The sequence below is a fragment of the Affinirhizobium helianthi genome (assembly GCF_042680945.1).
Classification (GTDB): Bacteria; Pseudomonadota; Alphaproteobacteria; order Rhizobiales; family Rhizobiaceae; genus Neorhizobium; species Neorhizobium helianthi.
In genome coordinates this window covers 41,569-63,554 of sequence record NZ_JBHUEQ010000006.1, presented here as the reverse complement: position 1 = coordinate 63,554, position 21,986 = coordinate 41,569, and the positions used below count along the sequence as shown (strand labels likewise).

At 56.5% G+C, this 21,986-nt stretch carries 20 protein-coding genes; 15 read left to right on the top strand and 5 right to left on the bottom strand.

Annotation, left to right across the window (positions count from 1 at the left end; all coding sequences use genetic code 11):
• Positions 1-32: 32 nt before the first annotated feature.
• The 6 genes from ACFSE1_RS05420 to ACFSE1_RS05395 all read left to right on the top strand — a co-directional run bounded on the left by ACFSE1_RS05420 (position 33) and on the right by ACFSE1_RS05395 (position 6,725).
• Positions 33-1,628, top strand: coding sequence for an ABC transporter substrate-binding protein (locus ACFSE1_RS05420; protein ID WP_377397511.1), 1,596 nt, complete (start codon positions 33-35; stop codon positions 1,626-1,628).
• 158 nt (positions 1,629-1,786) lie between these two features.
• A complete protein-coding gene (locus tag ACFSE1_RS05415; protein ID WP_377397508.1) occupies positions 1,787-2,791 on the top strand; it encodes an ABC transporter permease subunit in 1,005 nt (334 codons plus the stop codon).
• Positions 2,792-2,806: 15 nt separating this feature from the next.
• A complete protein-coding gene (locus ACFSE1_RS05410) occupies positions 2,807-3,715 on the top strand; it encodes an ABC transporter permease subunit (protein WP_377397505.1) in 909 nt (302 codons plus the stop codon).
• A gap of 2 nt (positions 3,716-3,717) precedes the next feature.
• A complete protein-coding gene (locus ACFSE1_RS05405; protein ID WP_377397502.1) occupies positions 3,718-4,569 on the top strand; it encodes an ABC transporter ATP-binding protein in 852 nt (283 codons plus the stop codon).
• A complete protein-coding gene (locus ACFSE1_RS05400) occupies positions 4,566-5,417 on the top strand; it encodes a dipeptide ABC transporter ATP-binding protein (protein ID WP_377397499.1) in 852 nt (283 codons plus the stop codon). Before ACFSE1_RS05405 ends, ACFSE1_RS05400 begins: the two co-directional genes overlap by 4 nt.
• Before the next feature lie 207 nt (positions 5,418-5,624).
• Positions 5,625-6,725, top strand: a complete 1,101-nt coding sequence (locus ACFSE1_RS05395; RefSeq protein ID WP_377397496.1) for an ROK family transcriptional regulator — start codon at positions 5,625-5,627, stop codon at positions 6,723-6,725.
• Positions 6,726-6,942: 217 nt separating this feature from the next.
• Here ACFSE1_RS05395 and hutX read toward each other — a convergent pair whose 3' ends face one another.
• Together hutX and hmuQ are read right to left on the bottom strand one after the other, a co-directional pair.
• The gene (hutX, locus tag ACFSE1_RS05390; protein ID WP_377397493.1) at positions 6,943-7,482 is read right to left on the bottom strand and encodes a heme utilization cystosolic carrier protein HutX; all 540 of its coding nucleotides are present in this window, start codon (positions 7,480-7,482) and stop codon (positions 6,943-6,945) included.
• Complete coding sequence (hmuQ, locus tag ACFSE1_RS05385; RefSeq protein WP_377397490.1) at positions 7,479-7,823, bottom strand: heme-degrading protein HmuQ; 345 nt, start codon at positions 7,821-7,823, stop codon at positions 7,479-7,481. Before hmuQ ends, hutX begins: the two co-directional genes overlap by 4 nt.
• Positions 7,824-7,960: 137 nt before the next feature.
• Between hmuQ and ACFSE1_RS05380 the strand changes: the two genes are divergently transcribed.
• Genes ACFSE1_RS05380 through ACFSE1_RS05370 form a run of 3 tightly spaced genes read left to right on the top strand, consistent with a single transcriptional unit; the run spans position 7,961 to position 10,718 of the window.
• Entirely contained in the window at positions 7,961-8,845 is an 885-nt protein-coding gene (locus tag ACFSE1_RS05380; protein WP_377397487.1) for a heme/hemin ABC transporter substrate-binding protein, read from the top strand.
• A 2-nt stretch (positions 8,846-8,847) separates the two neighbouring features.
• Positions 8,848-9,939, top strand: a complete 1,092-nt coding sequence (locus ACFSE1_RS05375) for a FecCD family ABC transporter permease (protein ID WP_377397484.1) — start codon at positions 8,848-8,850, stop codon at positions 9,937-9,939.
• The gene (locus ACFSE1_RS05370) at positions 9,936-10,718 is read left to right on the top strand and encodes a heme ABC transporter ATP-binding protein (protein WP_377397481.1); all 783 of its coding nucleotides are present in this window, start codon (positions 9,936-9,938) and stop codon (positions 10,716-10,718) included. Before ACFSE1_RS05375 ends, ACFSE1_RS05370 begins: the two co-directional genes overlap by 4 nt.
• A gap of 94 nt (positions 10,719-10,812) precedes the next feature.
• On the opposite strand, the gene ACFSE1_RS05365 is transcribed toward ACFSE1_RS05370, so the two are convergent.
• From ACFSE1_RS05365 to denD, 3 genes are all read right to left on the bottom strand, one after another.
• On the bottom strand, positions 10,813-13,059 hold the full coding sequence (locus ACFSE1_RS05365) for a TonB-dependent hemoglobin/transferrin/lactoferrin family receptor (protein WP_377397478.1): 2,247 nt from the start codon (positions 13,057-13,059) through the stop codon (positions 10,813-10,815).
• Positions 13,060-13,411: 352 nt separating this feature from the next.
• On the bottom strand, positions 13,412-14,314 hold the full coding sequence (locus ACFSE1_RS05360) for an NAD(P)-dependent oxidoreductase (RefSeq protein WP_377397475.1): 903 nt from the start codon (positions 14,312-14,314) through the stop codon (positions 13,412-13,414).
• Positions 14,311-15,294, bottom strand: coding sequence for a D-erythronate dehydrogenase (denD, locus tag ACFSE1_RS05355; RefSeq protein ID WP_377397472.1), 984 nt, complete (start codon positions 15,292-15,294; stop codon positions 14,311-14,313). The genes ACFSE1_RS05360 and denD overlap by 4 nt, the downstream gene beginning before the upstream one ends.
• Positions 15,295-15,451: 157 nt before the next feature.
• Between denD and ACFSE1_RS05350 the strand changes: the two genes are divergently transcribed.
• The 6 genes from ACFSE1_RS05350 (at position 15,452) to ACFSE1_RS05325 (ending at position 21,888) form a co-directional block, all read left to right on the top strand.
• Positions 15,452-16,909, top strand: a complete 1,458-nt coding sequence (locus ACFSE1_RS05350) for an FAD-binding oxidoreductase (RefSeq protein ID WP_377397469.1) — start codon at positions 15,452-15,454, stop codon at positions 16,907-16,909.
• A gap of 39 nt (positions 16,910-16,948) precedes the next feature.
• The gene (locus ACFSE1_RS05345) at positions 16,949-17,671 is read left to right on the top strand and encodes a FadR/GntR family transcriptional regulator (RefSeq protein ID WP_377397466.1); all 723 of its coding nucleotides are present in this window, start codon (positions 16,949-16,951) and stop codon (positions 17,669-17,671) included.
• Between the two features lie 180 nt (positions 17,672-17,851).
• Positions 17,852-19,021, top strand: a complete 1,170-nt coding sequence (locus ACFSE1_RS05340) for a fumarylacetoacetate hydrolase family protein (RefSeq protein WP_377397463.1) — start codon at positions 17,852-17,854, stop codon at positions 19,019-19,021.
• A gap of 4 nt (positions 19,022-19,025) precedes the next feature.
• Positions 19,026-19,559 carry a TRAP transporter small permease gene (locus ACFSE1_RS05335; protein WP_377397460.1) on the top strand — a complete coding sequence of 178 codons (534 nt, stop codon included), beginning with the start codon at positions 19,026-19,028 and terminating at the stop codon, positions 19,557-19,559.
• Complete coding sequence (locus ACFSE1_RS05330; protein WP_377397457.1) at positions 19,559-20,836, top strand: TRAP transporter large permease; 1,278 nt, start codon at positions 19,559-19,561, stop codon at positions 20,834-20,836. Before ACFSE1_RS05335 ends, ACFSE1_RS05330 begins: the two co-directional genes overlap by 1 nt.
• A gap of 47 nt (positions 20,837-20,883) precedes the next feature.
• On the top strand, positions 20,884-21,888 hold the full coding sequence (locus ACFSE1_RS05325; RefSeq protein WP_377397454.1) for a TRAP transporter substrate-binding protein: 1,005 nt from the start codon (positions 20,884-20,886) through the stop codon (positions 21,886-21,888).
• Positions 21,889-21,986: the final 98 nt, after the last annotated feature.

Below are 21,986 nucleotides of genomic sequence, written 5' to 3'. Positions count from 1 at the left end.
TAACGTCCTGTTGCCGATGGGAGATATCATCGATGAGATCCAAACTCGGTTTTGCTGCGGCCTTGCTCGCGGCGTCTTTCCTTTCCACCGCTGCAAGCGCGAAGACCTTCGTCTTCTGCTCGGAAGGCTCACCAGAAGGCTTCGACCCGGGGCTCTACACTGCCGGCACGACCTTTGACGCATCTGCGCACCCGGTCTACAGCCGTCTTCTCGAGTTCGAACCTGGCACCACCAAGCCGGTCGCGGGTTTGGCAGAGAGCTGGACTGTTTCCGAAGATGGCAAGGAATACGTTTTCAAGCTCCGTCCGAACGTGAAGTTCCATACAACGGAATTCTTCATCCCAACGCGCACGCTGACGGCTGACGACGTGGTGTTTTCCATCGATCGCCAGATCAACAAGGAAAATCCGTGGAACCAGTATGTTGCTGGCGCTTCCTGGGAATATGCAGCCGGCATGGGCTTTCCGGAACTGATCAAATCCATCGAAAAGGTGGATGACCTGACCGTCAAGATTACGCTGAACCGTCCTGAAGCACCGTTCCTGGCAAACCTTGCCATGCCTTTCGCTTCAATCGTGTCCAAGGAATATGCCGACAAGCTGAAGGCAGACGGCAACATGGCACAGCTGAACCAGATGCCGGTTGGCACGGGTCCGTTCACCTTCATCGGTTATCAGCAGGACGCGGTCATTCGTTATCAGAAGAACGCTGACTACTGGGGTGGAGCGCCGAAGATCGACGATCTGGTATTCGCCATCACCACAGATGCAGCCGTGCGTTATCAGAAGCTCAAGGCTGGCGAATGCCATCTGATGCCGTATCCGAATGCTGCTGATGTTGCTTCCATGAAGGCGGATAAGAACCTGAAGGTCATGGAGCAGGAAGGCCTGAACATCGCCTACCTCGCTTACAACACGACCCAGGCTCCGTTCGACAAGCCGGAAGTTCGCAAGGCGCTGAACAAGGCCATCAACAAGAAGGCCATCGTTGAAGCAGTGTTCCAGGGCATGGCTACGCCTGCCAAGAACCCGATCCCGCCGACCATGTGGTCCTACAACAAGAGCATTGAGGACGACACATACGATCTGGAAGCCGCAAAGAAGATGCTGGCCGATGCAGGCGTGAAGGACCTTTCCATGAAGGTCTGGGCAATGCCGGTTTCGCGTCCTTACATGCTGAACGCACGCCGCGCCGCTGAAATCATCCAGGATGATTTCTCCAAGATCGGCGTCAAGGTTGAGATCGTCTCCTACGAATGGGCAGAATATCTCGATCGTTCCAAGGCCAAGGACCGTGACGGTGCTGCCATGCTGGGCTGGACAGGCGACAATGGTGATCCGGACAACTTCCTGGATACGCTGCTGGGCTGCGATGCCGTTGGCGGCAACAACCGTGCACAGTGGTGCAACCAGGAATTCAACGATCTGGTGAAGAAGGCGAAGGTGACCTCCGATCAGGCAGAGCGCACCAAGCTCTACGAACAGGCGCAGGTTGTTTTCAAGCGCGAAGCGCCTTGGGCAACGCTTGATCACTCGCTCTCCGTCGTGCCGATGCGCAAGGAAGTCAGCGGCTTCGTTCAGAGCCCGCTGGGTGACTTCACGTTCGAAAACGTCGACATCGCTGAATAATTCAGCTAAGTCTTAATCATTGAGCCGTGGGGTGGTGTCATCCCGCGGCTTTTTACCAGGATAGACGGCGGATGGGCCGTCAGACGAGGAATGGCATTCCCGACGGCCGACTCCGCGGACCGCCAGACCAAACTCCAAAATAATAAGCAGGTCTATCCATGTTTGGCTTTCTACTGCGGCGGCTTGCCGTCCTGATCCCGACATTTATCGGGGTTTCGATCATCGCCTTTGCCTTCATTCGCTTTCTCCCGGGGGATCCCGTGGCGCTGCTTTCGGGCGAACGCGTCATGTCACCGGAGCGGCACGCGCAAATCAGCGCGCAGCTGGGCCTCGATCGCCCCATGGTGATGCAATATCTGGACTATCTGGGTAGCGTTCTCACCGGAGATTTCGGCACGTCAATCGTTTCCAAATCGCCTATTCTGAAACAGTTCCTGGCGCTTTTCCCGGCGACGGTGGAGTTGTCCTTCTGCGCAATTTTGATTGCCGTTGCCCTGGGTATTCCGGCAGGTGTGATTGCTGCCATCAAGCGTGGGTCGGCTGTCGATCAATCCATGATGGGTGTCGCACTGGTTGGCTACTCAATGCCGATCTTCTGGTGGGGGCTGCTGCTCATCATTCTCTTCTCTGGCATCCTGCAATGGACGCCAGTCTCGGGCCGGATTTCGCTGATGTATTTCGTCAAGCCGGTTACCGGTTTCATGCTGATCGACTCGCTGCTTTCAAACCAGAAGGGCGCTTTCGCGTCTGCCGTCAGCCATCTCATTCTGCCCTCGATTGTTCTGGCGACAATCCCGCTGGCTGTCATTGCGCGTCAGACGCGCTCGGCCATGCTGGAGGTTTTGTCTGAAGATTACATTCGCACGGCGCGGGCGAAGGGTCTTTCCCCCTTCCGTGTCGTCGGTCTTCATGCGCTCCGCAATGCAATGATCCCTGTCATTACGACAATTGGTCTTCAGATCGGCGTGATGCTGGCGGGCGCGATCCTGACGGAAACCATCTTCTCCTGGCCAGGTATCGGCAAATGGATGGTCGATAGCGTCTTCCGCCGCGACTATCCGGTCATCCAGGGTGGTCTGCTCTTGATTGCGGGTATCATCATGGTCGTCAATCTGATTGTTGATCTGCTGTATGGCCTGGTCAACCCGCGTATCCGCCACTAAGAAGGAGCAAATCCCATGGCAGAAACAGCTCAGACACAGCCTGTGAGCAGTGCGGCCCTTCGCCGCCAGATGCTCAAGGAGTTCTGGTTCTACTTCTCTGAAAATCGCGGCGCAGTGCTTGGCCTGATCGTCTTCGTGGCCCTCGTTTTCGTTGCAGTCTTCGCCTCGTTCATCGCCCCGCACTCGCCCTTTGAGCAGTATCGCGACGCCATCCTCATTCCGCCGGTTTGGCTTGAAGGTGGACGCACGACCTACCTGCTCGGCACGGATGCAGTGGGGCGCGATATCTTGTCCCGTCTGATTTACGGCGCGCAATACTCGCTGTTCATCGGGCTCTTTGTCACGACGCTGTCCCTGGTTGGCGGGATTTTGGTGGGGCTGATCGCAGGCTTTTATCGCGGCTGGGTCGATACGGTCATCATGCGACTGATGGACATCATCCTGGCGTTTCCCTCTCTGCTTCTGGCTCTCGTGCTGGTGGCTATTCTGGGGCCGAGCCTGACCAATGGCATGATTGCCATCGCGCTGACCCTGCAGCCACATTTCGTGCGGCTCACACGTGCGGCAGTGATGGCTGAAAAGTCTCGCGACTACGTGACGGCTGCACGGATTTCCGGTGCGAGCCCGTTGCGCCTGATGTTCCGCACCATCCTGCCGAACTGCACCGCACCGCTCATCGTGCAGGCCACGCTTTCCTTTTCGAATGCGATTTTGGATGCCGCAGCACTCGGCTTCCTCGGCATGGGCGCACAGCCGCCTGCGCCGGAATGGGGTACAATGCTTGCCGAAGCACGCGAGTTCATCCTGCGTGCCTGGTGGGTTGTCACATTTCCCGGCCTTGCCATTCTCATCACTGTTCTTGCCATCAACCTCATGGGCGATGGATTGCGTGATGCGCTCGATCCCAAGATGAAGAGGTCCTGACCATGGCGCTTCTTGAAATTGAAAATCTGACCGTTCAGTTCGAGACATCGACGGGCTGGTTTAAAGCTGTTGATGGTGTCTCACTGTCGGTCGATGAGCGTGAGGTTCTTGCCATCGTCGGTGAGAGCGGCTCGGGTAAATCCGTTTCCATGCTTGCCGTGATGGGTCTTTTGCCGTGGACCGCGAATATCACCGCTGACAAGATAGAGTTTCGCGGGCGCGACATCCGCAATATCCCGGATGCGGAGCGGCGCAAGCTGATCGGCAAGGATATGGCGATGATCTTTCAGGAGCCTATCGCCAGCCTCAACCCGTGCTTCACGGTGGGCTTTCAGATCGAAGAGGTGCTGCGCATCCATATGGGGCTCGGCAAAAAGGAACGCCGCGCACGTGCCGTCGAGCTTTTTGAACTGGTTGGACTTCCCAACCCGGTGGAGCGCCTCAACCACTTTCCGCACCAGATGTCTGGCGGCCAGTGCCAGCGCGTTATGATCGCCATGGCGATTGCCTGCAATCCGAAGCTTCTGATTGCGGATGAGCCGACAACAGCGCTGGATGTGACCATCCAGAAGCAGATCCTCGATCTGTTGATGAAGCTCCAGGCCGAGCACGGTATGGGCCTGATTATGATCACCCATGACATGGGCGTGGTGGCAGAGACAGCCGATCGAGTCATCGTTCAGTATAAGGGTCGCAAGATGGAAGAAGCCGACGTTCTTTCCCTCTTTGAAGCTCCCAAAAACGCTTATACCCGCGCTTTGCTAGCCGCACTGCCGGAAAATGCGACCGGAGACCGTCTTAGCACCGTGTCGGACTTCATGTCCGCCGCAGAACTTTCTGGAGGTGCGCGATGAGCGAACTCAACTCCGCTACCACTCCAATGCTTGAAATCCGGAATATCAGGCAGGAATATCGGGTGTCACAGGGTCTCTTCAAACCGGAGAAGGTGATCCATGCGGTCAAAGGTGTCTCGTTCAGGCTTGATCCGGGCAAGACGCTGGCTATCGTCGGCGAGAGCGGTTGTGGCAAGTCCACATTGGCCCGTATTCTCACATTCATCGACGAGCCAACGGCGGGTGAACTCTTCATCGATGGCGACAAGATCGATACGCGCCCGGGTCATCTCACCGCAGACATGCGCCGGAAGGTGCAGATCGTCTTCCAGAATCCCTATGGTTCATTGAACCCGCGCCAGAAGATCGGTGATGTGCTGGGGGAACCGCTGGCTATCAACACCAATATGTCCGCCTCAGAAAGGCGAGACCGCGCCACAGAGATGCTGATCAAGGTTGGCTTGGGTGCGGAGCACTATAACCGCTATCCGCACATGTTCTCCGGTGGTCAGCGTCAGAGAATTGCCATCGCGCGTGCTTTGATGCTGAATCCAAAGCTGTTGGTGTTGGATGAGCCGGTATCCGCACTCGATCTTTCCGTACAGGCGCAGGTTCTCAATCTGTTGGCGGATTTGCAGGAAGAATTTGGCCTGACCTACGTTTTCATCAGCCACGACCTGTCAGTCGTGAAATACATCGCCGACGAAGTGATGGTTATGTATTTCGGCGAGGCGGTTGAGTACGGCACGCGGGACGAGGTTTTCTCAAACCCGCGCCACGAGTATACCCGCACGCTCTTTGCGGCTACGCCGAAAGCAGACGTGGAATCGATTCGCGCGCGCGTCGCACGCAAAGCCGCTCAAGCTTAACAAGTCAGATGCAGGCGCCAGAGAGTTTCCAGGCGCCTGCAACTGACCAGGAACTCTCTTTCCATCTCTTTGTTCGTAGACAACTTCAGCTTCTTCTTTGGGTAACGCGTGTTCGGTTCGATGGCGGACCATGCTTTTTAGCAAACAGTGTTATACAAGCGAATAGGGAGCTCGCGCTTCAGGCGCGTGAATGTGAATGTTGTCAGCATGCTGAGCAAGTTACTGGAAATGCAGAGATTAAGTTACAATCAGCGCAGGCTGCTTGAACTTTTGCGCCGTCATCAACCCATTGCGCGTGCGAATGTCACGGAGCTTACGGATTTGACGCAGCAATCGGTGCATCGATTGATCGAGGGTCTGATCTCGGACGGATTGGTGACCACCGTTCGTGGAAAGCCCCACGGAAGGGGCAAACCCAGCCCCTTGCTGTCGCTAACAGGAAGCGCCGTTCATTCGCTCGGGATCAGCGTTGATGCTGACGCGACCATCCTGACGCTGACCGATTTCAATTGCCAGGTCATTGCGCGCCGCAGCCTGACGGCGGTTGATGAGGTGTCGAGACGTTCGCTTGCGCAAATAAGGTCTGCCTGCGACCAGATGCTGGATGGGGCAGGGGTCATGCGCGAAAGCCTTTGTGGACTTGGCTTTGCATTGCCACGTGGCTTTCCTGGTACCACAGACAAGGCTTGGTCCGCCGTTGATCTCATACCACAATTGGAGGCTCAGTTTGGCTTGCCGATTATCTTGCAAAATGATGCAACGGCCACAGCAATTGCTGAGAGCCTGGTTGGCGTGGGACAAAAATATCGGAGCTTTGCGCTGATCGCCTTCAACGACGAGATTAGCGGCGGGCTAATCATCGATGGAAAGCCGTATTTCGGTCATTTCGGCAATGCAGGAGAGCTGACCAGGATATTCTCCGCAAGCGAGCAGGATAGGCGTCCTGCACTCTCTAACCTTCTGGTAGATCTTCAGGCGGCAGGCATTGAAGTCCGTGGAACCGGCGATCTTTACGAGCGCTTCGATCCCGCGTGGCCTGGCGTCGCACCCTGGATCGACAAAGTCATGCCGCAGGTTTATCGCTTGATTGATGCACTGGGTGCTGTACTGGATCCGCAAGCGATAGTGCTGGGGGGCGCGCTTCCCACCAAACTGGCGCATCTGCTTCTCGAACGTTTTGAAACTCGCACTCCGCTCAGTTCTGAGGCCGTAGGTTATCGGGCACAGCTTGAGGTATGCGGCCTTGGGCGTGATGGTGCAGCTATCGGCGCAGCTCTATTGCCTCTGAAATTCAATTACTTCCAGTAGGTCACCGCAAACTTGCTCACACCACATTAAGTTCCATAACATGACTTACGTGATTTCATTGTGGAGCTGGGTGGGTACATGTCGTCTTCAGTACACTGAGGTCAGTGAGATCCTACTGCCGAGATAACGCGTGTCACGCTCCCCCGCTCCAGTTTGCCTGCAGCTGGTGATCGTCAAACATTTATCTCAGGCGTCGAAAGGCGTGCCAGCTACGCCGTTACGATTGGCGAGCGCCATATCGCTTCATCATTGCTTCAAATTGCAGCAATGGTTCCTGTTTAAGGTCTCGCTTCTCGTCACGAGGCACAAAAATCTTGAACATTGCGCGTCCTGCCGCGGTCATGAACCAGACGGAGCAGGAACGGCGGCCATGGAAAGGCCGATCCACGAATGCGATGCTGGCACAGCTGGTTTTGCGGATATGCCCGCCAATCGGACTGTCGCCATGAATGTTGAACCATCCCCGCCCCTCCGTTCCCTGCGGCAAACGGCCGGTTACCTCCAGAACAACGTCTTCCGTCTGAATGATCGCGAGAACCTCATTCCACAGTGTGAGTTCGGCCCATATGGCGTCGAACGTATCTGCTTCGACCGTCACAACAGAGGCGTTGGGCAAAACCGTCAGTATTTCTGATGGGCTGACGTCAGCCTCGGCAGCCAATGCTTCCACAACACCATCGGGATTGACGGCCACTGCGTTTCTTGCCCGTTGAAGCCGGTGTTCGGCCTCGACCGTCGTTGATAGCGGCCTGGTCATGCAGCTTCCGCCCTGTTGCCGCTGCGGTCTTCGTGAATAATGACTTCAAAGCCCTCGAAATGTGGCCCCGATTGATACTGCACCTGCCGATTATTTTGGCCAGCACGGGCATGGGCTGCCCGAAACTGCTCTGACTTGGTCCAGGCGACAAAATGGTCTTCGCTTTCCCATACAGTGTGGGACAGGTATAGTGTGTGCCCCTCCTGTTTTTTGCCGCGCAGCATATGGAACTCCAGATATCCTGGCATAGAGGACAGATGGCGCTCGCGTGTTCGCCACATGTCTTCAAAAGCCTCCTCGAAGCCGGAAACGACGCGGAAACGGTTCATCGCGATATACATTATCGATTGCCCTAAAGTGGTATTCTTGACTCATGATATATATTGCCATTCCGTTTGGAAAGCCATAAAAGATGACATTGATAATCATGTTTGTCAGGTGCCAAAAAGCCCTGCTGGTTTGGTAAAGGATTGAGTGCATGCCTCGCTTTGAACTGAAACGGTTGTTTGGCATTGCGGCGCTCATGATATGTACCTTGTGTCAGGGAGCAGTTCATGCGGATGATGTGCAGCAATATCCGCAAAGCAGCCGTATCGTTTCCGTGGGCGGTACGATAACAGAAATCCTTTATGCCCTTGATGCGCAGGATCGGATTGTGGCCGTGGATGCCACCAGCATTTATCCGGCCTCGGCACGAGAAAAGCCTGATATCGGATACATTCGTGCACTGTCTCCTGAGGGGATCATTGCCCAGAATCCAGATCTGATTTTGCTACAGGAGGGCGCTGGCCCTGCCGATGCGTTGGCGGTTCTGCGCACCAGCGGAATTCCCATCATCACGATCAAGTCCGAGGCTGAGGCAGATTCCATTTCTCGCCGAATTCGCGACGTAGGTCTGGCGGTTGGCTTGAAGGATAAGGCGGATAGCCTGGCCACGCAGGTGGCAAGGGACATTACCTCTCTTCTTTCCAAGACGTCCAACACCGTTCATCCGCGCAAACGTGTTCTTTTTGTCCTCTCCCTTGCCAATGGACGTGTCATGGTCGGCGGACATGGTACAGAAGCCGGCGCATTGATTGAAATGGCTGGCGGCGTGAACGCAGCGGACCAGATAAATGGCTACAAGCCGATGACCGATGAGGCTGTCATCGCGGCAAAACCAGACTTCGTGCTTGTCATGCAAAGTGGCAATCATCACCTGACGCCAGAGCAGGTTTTCCAGGTCCCAGCTCTCGCTTCCTCACCAGCGGCAACCAACAAGGCATTGCTGAGCATGGACGCGCTGCTCTTGACGGGTTTTGGACCGCGTACACCTGAGGCAATCAGGCTTTTGCACGCCAAACTGTATGGTGGGAGCCAATAAACGTGGTTCCGGCCGCATTTCGTCTTTGGCGCGTTGACGTGGGCGGAGACAGGTCTCGTATCGCCGCACATTGCCTTTTGGCGCTCGTATTGTTGTTGGCCATTGCTATTGCAGTTTCGCTTGCGGTCGGCGCAACAGGTGTAAGCCTACCGCATTTATGGCTTTACCTGACTGGTCACGGGCAAACACTCAGCCTGCAGGACCGGGTTGTCCTAGAGGCCGTGCGCCTGCCGAGAACCGCTCTTGCCATACTGGTTGGCGCAGGTCTGGCGCTGTCGGGTGCCATGATGCAGAGCCTTTTTCGCAATCCTCTTGCCGATCCCGGAATTGTTGGTGTCACTTCCGGGGCCGCGCTTTTCGCAATCATCGCTATTGTTCTTGGCTCTGGGCCGCTTGCAGCGCTATCGCTCCTCTTCGGCAATCAGTTCGTGCCTCTCATGGCGTTTACCGGTAGCCTGCTCAATACGTGGCTTTTGTACAGAATTGCTACTGTGGGCGGGCAAACGCATGCAAGCACGCTGATTTTAGCAGGAATCGCTGTGGGTGCCATGAGCGCAGCCGTCATGGGCCTTTTGATCTACATCGCCGATGATAGGCAATTGAGGGATATTACGTTCTGGTCGCTTGGTTCCCTAAGTGGAGCTACGTGGCCACGCGTTCTCTCCGTTGCACCACTGGTTTTGCTTGTAGTGGGCATCATTCCTACCATTGCAAGGGGACTCGACGCTCTTGTGCTGGGCGATGCCGCCGCCTTTCACATGGGTATCCGGGTGCAAAGGTTGAAACGACTGGTGATAGTTGCCATTGCAGCCGCATGCGGAGCAACCGTTGCTGCTGCGGGATCAATCGGCTTTGTTGGCATCGTCGTACCTCACCTTCTCCGTTTGGTAATGGGCCCCTCCCACCGCTTCCTCCTCCCCGCTTCTGCCATGGGAGGCGCAGCACTTCTCCTCTTTGCCGATAGTATTGCCCGCGTGATGGTTGCGCCCGCTGAACTCCCCATCGGCATCATCACGGCACTGCTTGGTGCCCCAGTATTCCTCGCATTGATATTCGGCAGGCGACGGACATTGAATGCCGGAGTGGGTCCATGATAGCGGCACGATCGGTGACCATTCAACGATCTGGCCGATCCTTGCTCCACCAGATCGATCTTGAGCTTCCGCCGGCAAGTTTTACCGCCATTATAGGCCCGAATGGCGCTGGCAAATCGACACTGCTCAAGGCCCTGACCGGCGAGCTTCGGCTGACGCGTGGTATTGTCACCTATCACGGTGACAATATCGCGGATCTGGATGCCAGAACCTTGGCCCAGCAGAGAGCGGTGCTGCCGCAATCGTTGGAACTGTCTTTCCCCTTCTCGGTGCTGGAAATTGTTCGAATGGGTGCGGTGGCGCGTGGTGCGACGGCACCCGAAGCGGACGCCAGGAAGGCCTTGATGAAGGTCGGACTTGCAGGGTTTGAAGGCCGCAGCTACTCCACCTTATCCGGTGGAGAGCAGCAACGTGTTCATCTTGCAAGGGCGCTGGCACAGGTGCCAAACCCAATCAGCAATGGAAAACCTGAGGCACTTTTCCTGGATGAGCCGACGGCAAGCCTCGATTTACGCCATCAGATATCTGTGTTGGAGCTTGCCAAGCAGTTCAGCAATGATGGAGGGATCTTGCTGGCAATCCTTCATGATCTCAATCTGGCAGCGGAATTTGCGGATCAGATCATTGTCCTCGATGAAGGACATATACGCGCGCGGGGAGCCCCCTGCTCTACGCTAACCGATGCAGTTTTGGCTCAAGTCTACGGAATCTCTGGAATCGTGGGGAGGATACCCCGCGGCGAGGTCCCCTTCATCCTGCCTCAAGCCCGGCATAGCTGATATTGCTGATGGCGGAGCATTGCTGCTCCGCCTTTCGTTGCGCAAGTAACAATGGGATGGCGAGGACTTGCGAGCCTCGCCTGCTCTTCAATGATCAAAAGCGCTGCGTCAGAGATATCTTGAAGCTGCGGCCCGGCTCCGAATAAAATTCTCGGGCCTGGACGTTTGAGTTGGTGCGGACGGAGGCGTAGTCGTAATAGGTCTTGTCGAAGACGTTATAGATGCCCGCATTGATCCTCAGCCCCTTGGCCTGCTCTGGCTCCCACCATGCCGTCAGGTCAACCAGTCCGTAACCGCTTGTGGGAAAATAGGTGCCACCCTTGCCATCATCACGCTTGGATGCGCCAACGCCGATCAAATCCAGACCTACGCCCCAGCTTTCCGTGTCATAGCCGAAACTTGCCACTGCCTTCATAGGCGCGACAGAGCGGATAAATGTATCGTTATCCAGGTCTTTGCTGCCCAGCGCTGAGAGACTTGCCGCGATCCGGAAGCCATTATCGAATATACGCTGGCCGGAAACTTCGAGGCCGTAAATCTCTGCATCCGAGATATTGCGATATTGCGTGATGCCACCCTGGCGGTAGTCAGACAGCCTATAGCCGCTGGCTGCTGCTTCCGCGGCTGTGAGACTGCGTTGATCGATGAAATTCTTATACTTGTTGTAGAAGAGATTCACTCGCCCGCCGAAACGGTCGTCGCCCAGATTGGCACCAAGCTCGAAGCCATCGCTCGTTTCCGATTTCAAGTTTGCATTACCAATGCGCAGATAGGTGCCCGTGGCGCCGAAACGGCTGTAAAGCTCGCCGGAGTTTGGAGCACGGAAGCCCATTGCCCATTGCGCAAACAGTTCCGCGTTTGGTGCCAAATCGTAGGTCAGGCGCAGTTTCGGCGAAATAGCCGTATCTTCGAATGATGCCGGGAGAGACAGCCTTGATGCGTTACGGGCGAAAGCATCTGTCATTTGTGGTTCATAGCTCACCCAATCAAAGCGGACGCCTGGAGTGAGATGCAAACCGGAATGACCCAGCGCAATCTCGTCATCGATGTAGAGACCTATCCGGTTGCCATCGATTTTGGGCGTATCGGCCTGATTAGTATGGAGGTTGTTGCATGCAGAAGCAGCGCCGGTGAAGATACCCGTGGCAGGCTTTGGAGGGCACGCATCATAGCCGGCTGAATACTGCTCGCTTGTCAGCGTGGCGAGATCGAAGCCGAATGTGAAGCGATGTTCCAGTGCCCCGATGGTGACTGTCTTTTGCGCCGCTCCGATGAGGCCGAAGTTTCTTTCGTCCGTTGTGTTTTCACGGCCGATCGGACCGACAACGCTTGAGGATCGAATGCCGGTATAGCCATCCATCATGCCCAGCTTCTGTAAATAGAGCGAGGCCCACATGCTATCGATCAGACCGTCTTTGCCCTCGCCTTCAAATCGGTAATCGAGCGAAATGCGGTTTCGGTCGTTATCTTTATCCGCCGTATAGTTGCCGGGTCTGTAATTCCCGTTCACCGCCTGCAATGTGCGCATGTCTGTATCGCGCGTCTTGCGGTAACGTTCAAACGTCAGGCCGATGTTATGGCCGTCCACCAGATCCTGACGAAGCTTGAAAAGCAGATTGTTGTCATCGAACTCGGCGGGGTTGGCTTCGGTTCGGGCCGCTCCATAAGCATCCCGGTTGCCATTGCTGCGAATTTCATCGCCACGGCGATAGCTGGCCTGGAAGAGTGCGGAGGTGCCTTCAACCCGTCCTGCCACCGCTGCGGCACCCTGCCAGCTCCTGTCGGAACTATCATAGGTGGTTTTTGCCATGCCGCGCCATTGGCGCCCTTCACCAATAAGATCTTCAGGTTCAAGGGTGCGATAGGCAAGCACGCCACCCAAGGCACCTGCGCCAGCGCGACTGGAATCTGCACCTCGCATGACATCAACAGCCGACAGGGCGGCAAAATTCATCGTGTCGCTTCCACCAGATGCGTTGCGCGTCGCATCGCTAATGTAAGGTAGCGGAATGCCGTCGATGGTTGTCAGAACGCGGCTGCCCTCCAAGCCGCGAATGTTTACCGAGCCATTGCTGCGGTTGAAATTGACGCCAGGTTCGGTCGCCCGCCCAAGGTCCGATAGGCTGTTGATCTGTCTCGCTTCGAGTGTTTCCCGCCGAATCTCGCGGGTCAGCGGTGTATCTGTCGCGCTTCCTTTGGGCGCACCCAGCCTGTTCCCTTTCACGCTGACGCGCTGAAGCACGACAGAGTCACTGCTGGCATCCTGCGCAGCAACCTGATCCGCCATGGTCAGGGCCAAGAGACTTGTGCAAGCGAGCAGACGGAAGGTTAGGCTAGGCATGATTGACCTTTCACAACAAAGGGTACGGGCGCGAAGACGCGACCGCATTGATGATGCGTTGAACGTAGAAACCGGGATCGACTGAAGTGCCCTTCTTCAGCCAATAAAAAACATGATAAAAACTGTCAAGATAAAATCGTAACGGTAGCGTATCGGCTCGAGGCCGCACGAGAACGAAGTCGTGGCTAGGCCCCTTACGGCAGACGAGCTATTACCCGTAGGTCAGGAAATGGATGTGGAAACCGTTGGGTTCAAAGCGCAGAGCGCGATGTATTCATGCTGACAGATACTTGCATACAAGGCAGGATGCCCGCCCGAATCGCGGGGCATGCAATCCTGCCTGAGTTATGGTTCAGTTTGCTGAACCGCCAGCTTGGCGATTGATCTTCTCCAGATGAAGAAGCAGACCGCTATGGTCGGTTTCGCTATGGCCGTCTGCGACGAAGGCCTCGAAGGCCGTCCGAACTTCGTTGGTCAGAGGCAATGTCAGCGAAAGATCACGTGCCATCTGCGCCACCGCGTTGAGATCCTTCAACTGCAAGCGTGATGGACCGCCAGGCTCGAATTGTCGCTCCACCATGCGTGCACCATGAAGTTCGAGAATACGGCTTTCAGCAAAACCGCCGCGAATGGCCTCCCGGAATTTTTCGCGAGAGGCTCCGCCTGCTTCCACCAGCATCATGGCTTCGGCAAGAGCGCCGATGGTAATCGCCACGATCTGCTGGTTTGCCAGTTTGCAAATCTGCCCAGCGCCGGACGGTCCGACGTGGGTGACACGCCCAAGCGGGGCGAAGATCGCCTTCAGTTTGCCGATCACCTCTGAATTGCCACCAGCCATTATCGCCAGCGTGCCGGCCTGCGCTCCAACGACGCCCCCGGAGACGGGCGCATCGACGTGGGATACTCCGCGTTCCTCCAGACGGCGGGCATGGTCTTGTGCCACGGGTGGCGCAATTGAGGAGCAATCAATAACCGTTGCCCCCCGACGAAGATTGCTGGCAACACCTGTTTTGAAGAGCACGTCTTCAACAGCTTGACCATCTGAAAGCATGGTGAAGACAATCTCGGCATCGCGAACAGCATCGCCTGGATCAGCCGCCAGCATTGCCCCCTGCCCCACAAGCACCTGCGCCTTCCGTGCATCCCTGTTCCAGACGGTTACAGGATAACCAGCACCGAGAAGTCTGGAGGCCATGGGCGCACCCATAAGCCCCGTGCCGAGAAACGCGATTTTCGGTGTCTGTCCTTCGCTCATAGCGTCCCTCCCAGTTCATCCTCGATATGAATACGGATTATCTCGTCGAATGAACTTTCTGCGGTAAAGCCCAGTGCGCGGGCGCGGGTGGCCTCGAATCCTGGCGCCCAACCGGCACACATCCGCATGATCATTTCATCCGGCTCGCGACGGATCAGCTTTACAGCCTTTTCGCCAGCAATTCTGCGAAGGGCTTCGATCTGTTCACCCACGGTCGCGCTCAAACCAGGCATGGAGAGGTTTCGCCTCGGGCCGACCTCTTGCAGATCGATCGTGGCACCATGAATTAGAAAGCCAACTGCTGACCGTGGCGAGGCGTGCCAATGGCGAATATCCTCACCGACTGGAAGGATGGCCTCCTGCCCCACCAACGGCTCCCGGAGGATGTTGGAAAAAAAGCCTGAAGCCGCCTTGTTGGGCTTGCCGGGGCGAATGCAGATGGTTGGGAGCCGAATGCCTATTCCGTCGAAAAAGCCTTTGCGCGAATAATCGGAGAGAAGAAGTTCGCAGATCGCCTTCTGCGTTCCGTAGCTGGTGAGGGGTGTGCTGTGGAAATCGTCCGGAATGGGAAAGGGAAGCGGTGCGCCGACAACTGCAATGGATGAGGTGAAGACCAGGCGTGGTCGATAGCCATCTGTCTCGTTTGCCTTGCGAATGGCATCGAAAAGGTATCGGGTTCCATCCAGGTTGATGCGGTAGCCTTTCTCGAAATCCAGTTCGGCCTCTCCAGACACGATAGCTGCAAGGTGGAAAATGACATCCGGCCGGCTTTGAACCAGTCGTTCGGCTGTTCCCGGCGCTGAAAGATCCGCCAACTCGCAGTTCACGCTGCCGGGGAAATCATCCGGCGCTTCCGGTGTAACGACATCGACAAGCGTCAGGGTTTCAACGCCCCTCCCTCTCAGGGAGCCGTCGCGCACAAGGCGTTGCGTCAGTTTACGCCCGACCATTCCAGCTGCACCGATGATGAGAATATGCATCGATTTTTCTCCTCCACTGCATGAGGTGCGCCACAAACGAACCTCTCGTAAAAATTCAATTGTAAGGTTGTCTGATAACCTTATATCATGGAGATGAAAACCGATTTTTGACGCGCAGAGCCAGGTCGATCCGCGATGGCTGCTGCAAGGAGATGACATGACCTTGGGTCCAAGCAATCACAGCTCCACTTCAATTGCCGCCGCAGCCTTGTCTGCCCTGTGTGAGCGTCTCGGAGATGATCTGGTGCTACACGGCCCTGAAGTGGAACGCTATTGCCGCGATTGGCATGGAGATATTACCTCTGGTGCAATCGCCGTCATCCGGCCCCGTAGCACGAAGGATGTGTCCGAGGCCGTCAAAGCGGTGCGGGATCTTGGCCTGTCGATTGTGCCGCAAGGTGGAAACACCGGCTTGGTGCTGGGGGCAACGCCGGACGAACCGGAGCGGCAGGTGGTGATCAGTCTCGAGCGCATGAGCGCGATCCGGCGGATAGATGCCGATGATTTCTCCGCTGTTGTGGAAGCAGGCGCAATCCTTGCGGAATTCAAGGATAAGGTTGAGCAGGCAGGTTTGTATTTCCCGCTCTCCCTCGGCGCTCAGGGCTCTTGCCGCATTGGCGGCAATGTCTCCACCAATGCTGGCGGGATCAACGTGCTGCGCTATGGCATGACGCGGGAGCTTGTTCTTGGCCTTGAGGTGGTGCTGCCCGATGGGTCGGTGTTTGACGGCCTCTCAACCCTGCGCAAGGATAATCGTGGCATCGATCTGAAGCAGCTGTTCATCGGCGCCGAGGGCACGCTCGGCATTGTAACGGCAGTTGCCGTGAAGCTCATGCCGCCAGCTGAACAGGTGGCGACGGCCTTGCTGGGGCTTCCGGCCCTTGAGGACGCCATTCGCCTCTATCGCCGTGCGCGGCGCGATTGCTGCGATCTGATGTCGGCCTTCGAGTTCATGCCGCCTGTCGCCTTCACGCTGGCACGCGAGGCCATACCGGATTTGCCCATGCCGATCTCCGGCGACTACGAAGCCTATGTGTTGATGGAAATTTCAGGGTCCGGTCTCGTCGATGTTGACGACCTGATGAACAGGTTTCTCGAAGGCGTGATGGTGGATGGGCTCGTTCTCGATGGCGTTGTCGCTGGTTCAAAAGCACAGGCACGCAATCTGTGGCTCTTCCGCGAGGGTATGAATGAAGGGCAGGCGAAGCGTGGGGCGCATCTGCGCACAGATGTATCCGTGCCTCTTTCCAAATTGCCAGCCTTCGTGAGCGAAGCGGAAGCAGCGGTTTACGAAGCTTGCCCTGATTGCCTCTGTGTCTCCTATGGCCATGTCGGAGACGGCAATGTTCATCTGAACGTGCTGCCGCCTTCCGGCCTTTCGAAGGAAGAGATTGCCCAGCGCATCTATACATCCAAAGTAGTCATCAATGATGTGCTCTATCGGTTTGGTGGCTCGATCAGCGCTGAACACGGGATCGGACGACTGAAGAAACCCGAGTTTGCGGCACGCCTGCCAGATGTGCAGCACCGCTTGCTGAAAACGGTCAAACAGGCAATCGATCCGGATCTCATCATGAATCCAGGTTGCCAATTGAATTTCACGCCGGATTCGTGAACATCAGCATTGGCAACTGGTGCCATCAGGGGAAAAGCGATGGATAGCGGGCAGATCAGTATCGGACAGATCAGGCGAAGCGAGCATCTGCCCGCGCGTATTGCGGCGCAGCTCGCGGCTCAGATCACCGAGGGACACCTGAAACCCGGCGAAAGACTTCCCACGGAACACAGCCTGTCGAAGACGCTGGGCGTCAGCCGCTCTGTTGTGCGTGAGGCCATTGCACAGTTGCGCAATGAGGGGCTGGTTGAAACACGACAAGGGGTTGGCGCTTTCGTCAGCGAAAAGTGCGCCCGCCCTATCCGGATCAAGGATGAAGAACTGGGGGATCCGCAGAGCTTCCGTGCCCTTTTTCAGCTACGTGTTCCTCTGGAAATAGAAGCTGCCGGATTGGCGGCCCTGCACCACACGGCCGAAGATCTCGCAAGGATCGATGAGGCTCTTGCCGGGATGACCGGCGCCGAAAAATGGACGCACCAGGGCGTTGAGGCGGATCTGCTGTTCCATCGCGCCGTAGCGGAGGCCACCCAGAACGAATATTTTGCGATGTTCGTCGGCTTCATTGCCGAGCGAATCAGCCACGCCATCGATGCGGCCCGCGCCCGTGCGGTTTTGGAGGAAATCGTCGAAGTGACGATTGCCGAGCATGTGGTGCTGCGGGATGCGATCGCCAGCAGGGATCCGAAACGCGCTCGTCAGGCAATGCGCACGCACCTGTTGGGGGCTGCCAGCCGTATCAATCTCAGCCTTGAAGAGTTTTGAACAGCCAAAGCGGCCTTACCCGTCAGGCTTTCCCCACAAATTGGTCTGCTCCCTTGCCGGGGACTAGACAGGAATGGAAACTGCCCCTAATACTTTAGAAAATACGTTGTCAGACATCCTGACAATATGGCGAGGCGGCAGGAGGTGTCCCTCGCCAGGAGGAAATGGGGGAGGCAAGCCTTGGCGTTACAGCGCAGCCTGAGTGCTATTGAAATTTTGCCGCATGATGCAGACGAAGCCATTCTCGTGGGGCGCGTCTGGTCCAACGAGCTGGGTGGTCCCTGCCCGGTTGTCGTGCGCAATCAGCGTGTTCTTGATCTGACAAGTCTCGCTGCCACAATGAGTTCACTGCTTGAAATTGAGCAGGTGGCGACAAAGGTTCAACTGGCCGAAGACCTGCATGACCTGGGCGAGCTGAATGAATTCCTCTCGGGTCAGGCCGGCAGGCTGCTTGCCCCGGTTGATTTGCAGGCTGTCAAAGCCGCTGGCGTTACTTTTGCCGACAGCATGCTGGAGCGTGTCATCGAAGAACAGGCAAAGGGCGATGCGGGCCGCGCGCAGGAGATACGGGCAAAGCTCGCTCCGGTTCTGGGCGACAGCCTTCGTGGTCTGGTCGCTGGCTCCGAGCAGGCAGCAAAGGTAAAATCGCTGCTGCAGGATATGGGCCTCTGGTCTCAGTACCTCGAAGTGGGCATTGGGCCGGATGCCGAGATCTTTACCAAGGCACAGCCGATGTCGTCGGTCGCTTGCGGTGACATGGTTGGCATTCACCCGATTTCCGAATGGAACAATCCCGAGCCGGAGGTAGTGCTGGCGGTCCGTTCGGACGGAAAAATCCTCGGCGCAACGCTGGGCAATGACGTTAACCTGCGTGACGTCGAGGGACGATCTGCCCTGCTGCTTGGAAAGGCCAAGGATAATAACGCCTCCTGCGCAATCGGGCCCTTTATCCGCCTTTTCGATGAGGGCTTCACCCTCGCTGACCTTGGCAGATTGCGCGTTTCCCTGCTCGTGCAAGGAGAAGACGGCTTCGAGATGACGGGTGAAAGCCCGATGGAAGCAATCAGCCGCACGCCTGAAAATCTGGTCTCGCAATTGCGCAACCGCAACCATCAATATCCGGATGGAGCCGTCCTTTTCCTCGGAACGATGTTTGCGCCTGTCAAGGACCGGCGCGGTGCAGGCCTTGGCTTCACGCACGAAGTGGGCGACCGGGTGGAGATTTCCACTCCGAAATTGGGAAAGCTCGTCAACTTCGTCGATCGCAGCGATGCCTGCCCGGAATGGACGTTCGGCACGCGGGCGCTTTTGCGCAATCTCGCGCAACGCGGCCTGGCGGACAGGGCCTGATCCTATGACGAAGGCTATCAACCTCTTTTACAAGCTACTGGAAATCCTGCTCATTCTGTTGCTTTCGGGCATGGCGATCATGGTGTTCCTCAACGTGATCCTGCGTTACGGCTTCAATTCAGGTCTCACTGTTTCAGACGAAATGGCCCGCTATTTCTTCGTCTGGCTCACCTTCATCGGTGCGGTGGTCGGATTTCGCGAATATGGCCATATGGGCGTGGAGAGTTTCGTCGCCCTGTTTGGCCGCCGTGGGCGAATCGTCTGCATGCTGCTGAGCAACCTCGTCATTCTCGGTGTTTCGCTGCTTTTCTTCTGGGGAACCTGGAAGCAGTTGCCGATCAACAGCAGCATGAAAGCACCGGTTACTGGCCTTTCCATGGGCTGGGTCTATGGCATTGGCTTCTTCACCGGTGGTGGTTGCGCACTCATTGCTTTCGAGCGTCTGCTGCGGATCGTGACAGGTCGCGTTACGGAAAACGAGATTGCGGCCTTTGCGGGCGAAGGTCAGAACATAGAAAAAATGGTGGAGCGCGCCTGATGACACTGCTCGTCTTTATCGCGTCCCTGCTCGGAGCTATGGCCATCGGCGTGCCCGTGGCATTCGCGCTCATGTTCTGCGGCGTTACCCTCATGTGGTACATGGGGATGTTCAACAGCCAGATTATTGCGCAAAACATGATTGCCGGCGCGGATACATTCACGCTGCTGGCCATCCCGTTCTTCGTGCTTGCCGGCGAATTGATGAATTCCGGCGGCTTGTCGCGCCGCATTATCGATTTTGCAATTGCCTGTGTGGGCCATATTCGTGGCGGGCTCGGCATTGTTGCCATCATGGCGGCCGTGATCATGGCAAGCATTTCCGGTTCCGCTGCGGCAGATACCGCTGCACTTGCGGCCATTCTCATCCCCATGATGGCGAAAGCTGGCTACAACGTGCCCCGCTCTGCGGGGCTTATTGCCTCTGGCGGCATTATCGCACCTGTCATCCCGCCATCCATGGCCTTTATTGTCTTTGGCGTGGCAGCGAATGTCTCCATTACTCAGCTCTTCATGGCTGGCATCGTCCCGGGCATCCTGATGGGCCTTGCGCTGGTGGTTGCGTGGCAGATCACGGTTCGCAAGGATAACGTCAAGCCACTTGCCAAGACTTCCGGTGGAGAGCGGCTGCGCGCAACCGGACGAGCGGCGTGGGCGCTTGGAATGCCGATCATCATTCTTGGCGGCATCAAGGCTGGCGTGGTCACGCCAACAGAAGCCGCCGTTATTGCTGCAGCCTATGCCATGTTTGTCGGCATGGTCATTTATCGGGAATTGAAGCCACGGGATCTGCCGCACGTTATTTTACAGGCAGCCAAGACCACGGCGATCATCATGTTCCTCGTTTGCGCTGCCCTGGTTTCCTCATGGCTCATCACCGCTGCAAACATTCCAGGCGAGATTACCCGCTACATCGAGCCTCTTATCGATCGTCCGATGCTTCTGATGTTCGTCATCATGCTGCTTGTCTTGCTGGTGGGAACCGCGCTCGACCTGACGCCGACCATCTTGATCCTGACGCCGGTGCTGATGCCGATCATCAAACAGGCGGGCATCGATCCGGTCTACTTCGGCGTCATGTTCATCATGAACTGCTGTATCGGCCTTATTACACCGCCGGTGGGCGTGGTGTTGAACGTCGTTAGCGGTGTCGGGCGGGTTCCGCTTGGCAAGGTTGTGACAGGTATTACTCCGTTCCTGTTGGCGCAGGTCGCCATCCTGATGCTGCTCGTCATCTTTCCGCAGATCGTCACCGTACCAGCGCAATGGCTGAGGTGACGAAGCGGCAAACGTCTCAACATGAAATCCAAAGGGAGGATAAGATCATGAAGAAACTACTGTTTGCTACGACGGCACTTGCATTTGCCGTTTCCACTGCCGCTCCGGCTTTTGCCGAGTTCAAGGAGCGGACCATCCGTGTCTCCAACGGCATCAACGCCGATCATCCGGTCGGCAACGGCATCAAGGCAATGCAACAGTGCCTGGACGAGAAGTCCGGCGGCAAGATGAAGCTTCAGGCATTCTGGGGTGGAGCTCTTGGCGGCGATCTACAGGCCACGCAGGCTCTTCGCTCCGGTGTTCAGGAAGCGGTCGTCACGTCATCGTCTCCGCTCGTCGGCATTGAGCCTGCTCTTGGCGTGTTCGACCTGCCCTTCCTGTTCGCCAATGCGCAGGAAGCCTACAAGGTTCTCGACGGCAAGTTCGGTGACATGATGACCGAAAAGCTGGCAGCTGTCGGGCTGGTCAATCTGGGTTATTGGGAAAACGGCTTCCGCAATCTCTCCAACTCGGTTCGTCCGGTCAATAAATGGGAAGACTTCGAGGGGATGAAGGTTCGCGTGATGCAGAACAACATCTTCCTGGATACTTTCCAGAACCTGGGAGCCAACGCAACGCCAATGGCCTTTGGCGAAGTCTTCTCTGCACTCGAAACAAAGACCATCGATGCGCAGGAAAACCCCTATGTGACGATCGACACGTCTAAGTTCTTCGAAGTGCAAAAATACGTGACGGAAACCAACCACGCCTACACGCCGTTCCTGTTCCTCTTCTCCAAGGCGATCTTCGACACATACGCTCCGGAAGAACAGGCTGCTCTGCGCGAATGCGCAACGGTGGGCCGTGATGTGGAGCGTGGCGTCATTGCCGACTTGAACAAGAAGTCGCTTGAAAAGATCAAGGCCGCTGGCCTTGAAGTCAACAAGCTCTCCGAGGACGAGCAGAAGCGCATTCGTGAAAAGTCGATGGTGGTTTACGAAAAGCACAAGGCTACGATCGGGGCCGAGGTGGTCGATTCCGTACTCGCTGAACTGGCTGCAATCCGCAAATAGGATCATCGGTCTCTTCGGGGGAAATCCCCCGAAGAGACAAGCGGCAGCAGTGCCATAAACACGCCCTTTGGTTCAAATTGAGCCTTGGATGGTCTACA

Coding starts and splice junctions, on each gene's coding strand:
- ACFSE1_RS05370 (WP_377397481.1), top strand. CDS start 9,936: ATGATAGCGGCACGATCGGTGACCATTCAACGATCTGGCCGATCCTTG.
- ACFSE1_RS05410 (WP_377397505.1), top strand. CDS start 2,807: ATGGCAGAAACAGCTCAGACACAGCCTGTGAGCAGTGCGGCCCTTCGC.
- ACFSE1_RS05380 (WP_377397487.1), top strand. CDS start 7,961: ATGCCTCGCTTTGAACTGAAACGGTTGTTTGGCATTGCGGCGCTCATG.
- ACFSE1_RS05420 (WP_377397511.1), top strand. CDS start 33: ATGAGATCCAAACTCGGTTTTGCTGCGGCCTTGCTCGCGGCGTCTTTC.
- denD (WP_377397472.1), bottom strand. CDS start 15,294: ATGCATATTCTCATCATCGGTGCAGCTGGAATGGTCGGGCGTAAACTG.
- ACFSE1_RS05335 (WP_377397460.1), top strand. CDS start 19,026: ATGACGAAGGCTATCAACCTCTTTTACAAGCTACTGGAAATCCTGCTC.
- ACFSE1_RS05400 (WP_377397499.1), top strand. CDS start 4,566: ATGAGCGAACTCAACTCCGCTACCACTCCAATGCTTGAAATCCGGAAT.
- ACFSE1_RS05330 (WP_377397457.1), top strand. CDS start 19,559: ATGACACTGCTCGTCTTTATCGCGTCCCTGCTCGGAGCTATGGCCATC.
- ACFSE1_RS05415 (WP_377397508.1), top strand. CDS start 1,787: ATGTTTGGCTTTCTACTGCGGCGGCTTGCCGTCCTGATCCCGACATTT.
- ACFSE1_RS05345 (WP_377397466.1), top strand. CDS start 16,949: ATGGATAGCGGGCAGATCAGTATCGGACAGATCAGGCGAAGCGAGCAT.
- ACFSE1_RS05325 (WP_377397454.1), top strand. CDS start 20,884: ATGAAGAAACTACTGTTTGCTACGACGGCACTTGCATTTGCCGTTTCC.
- hutX (WP_377397493.1), bottom strand. CDS start 7,482: ATGACCAGGCCGCTATCAACGACGGTCGAGGCCGAACACCGGCTTCAA.
- hmuQ (WP_377397490.1), bottom strand. CDS start 7,823: ATGTATATCGCGATGAACCGTTTCCGCGTCGTTTCCGGCTTCGAGGAG.
- ACFSE1_RS05350 (WP_377397469.1), top strand. CDS start 15,452: ATGACCTTGGGTCCAAGCAATCACAGCTCCACTTCAATTGCCGCCGCA.
- ACFSE1_RS05365 (WP_377397478.1), bottom strand. CDS start 13,059: ATGCCTAGCCTAACCTTCCGTCTGCTCGCTTGCACAAGTCTCTTGGCC.
- ACFSE1_RS05360 (WP_377397475.1), bottom strand. CDS start 14,314: ATGAGCGAAGGACAGACACCGAAAATCGCGTTTCTCGGCACGGGGCTT.
- ACFSE1_RS05405 (WP_377397502.1), top strand. CDS start 3,718: ATGGCGCTTCTTGAAATTGAAAATCTGACCGTTCAGTTCGAGACATCG.
- ACFSE1_RS05395 (WP_377397496.1), top strand. CDS start 5,625: ATGCTGAGCAAGTTACTGGAAATGCAGAGATTAAGTTACAATCAGCGC.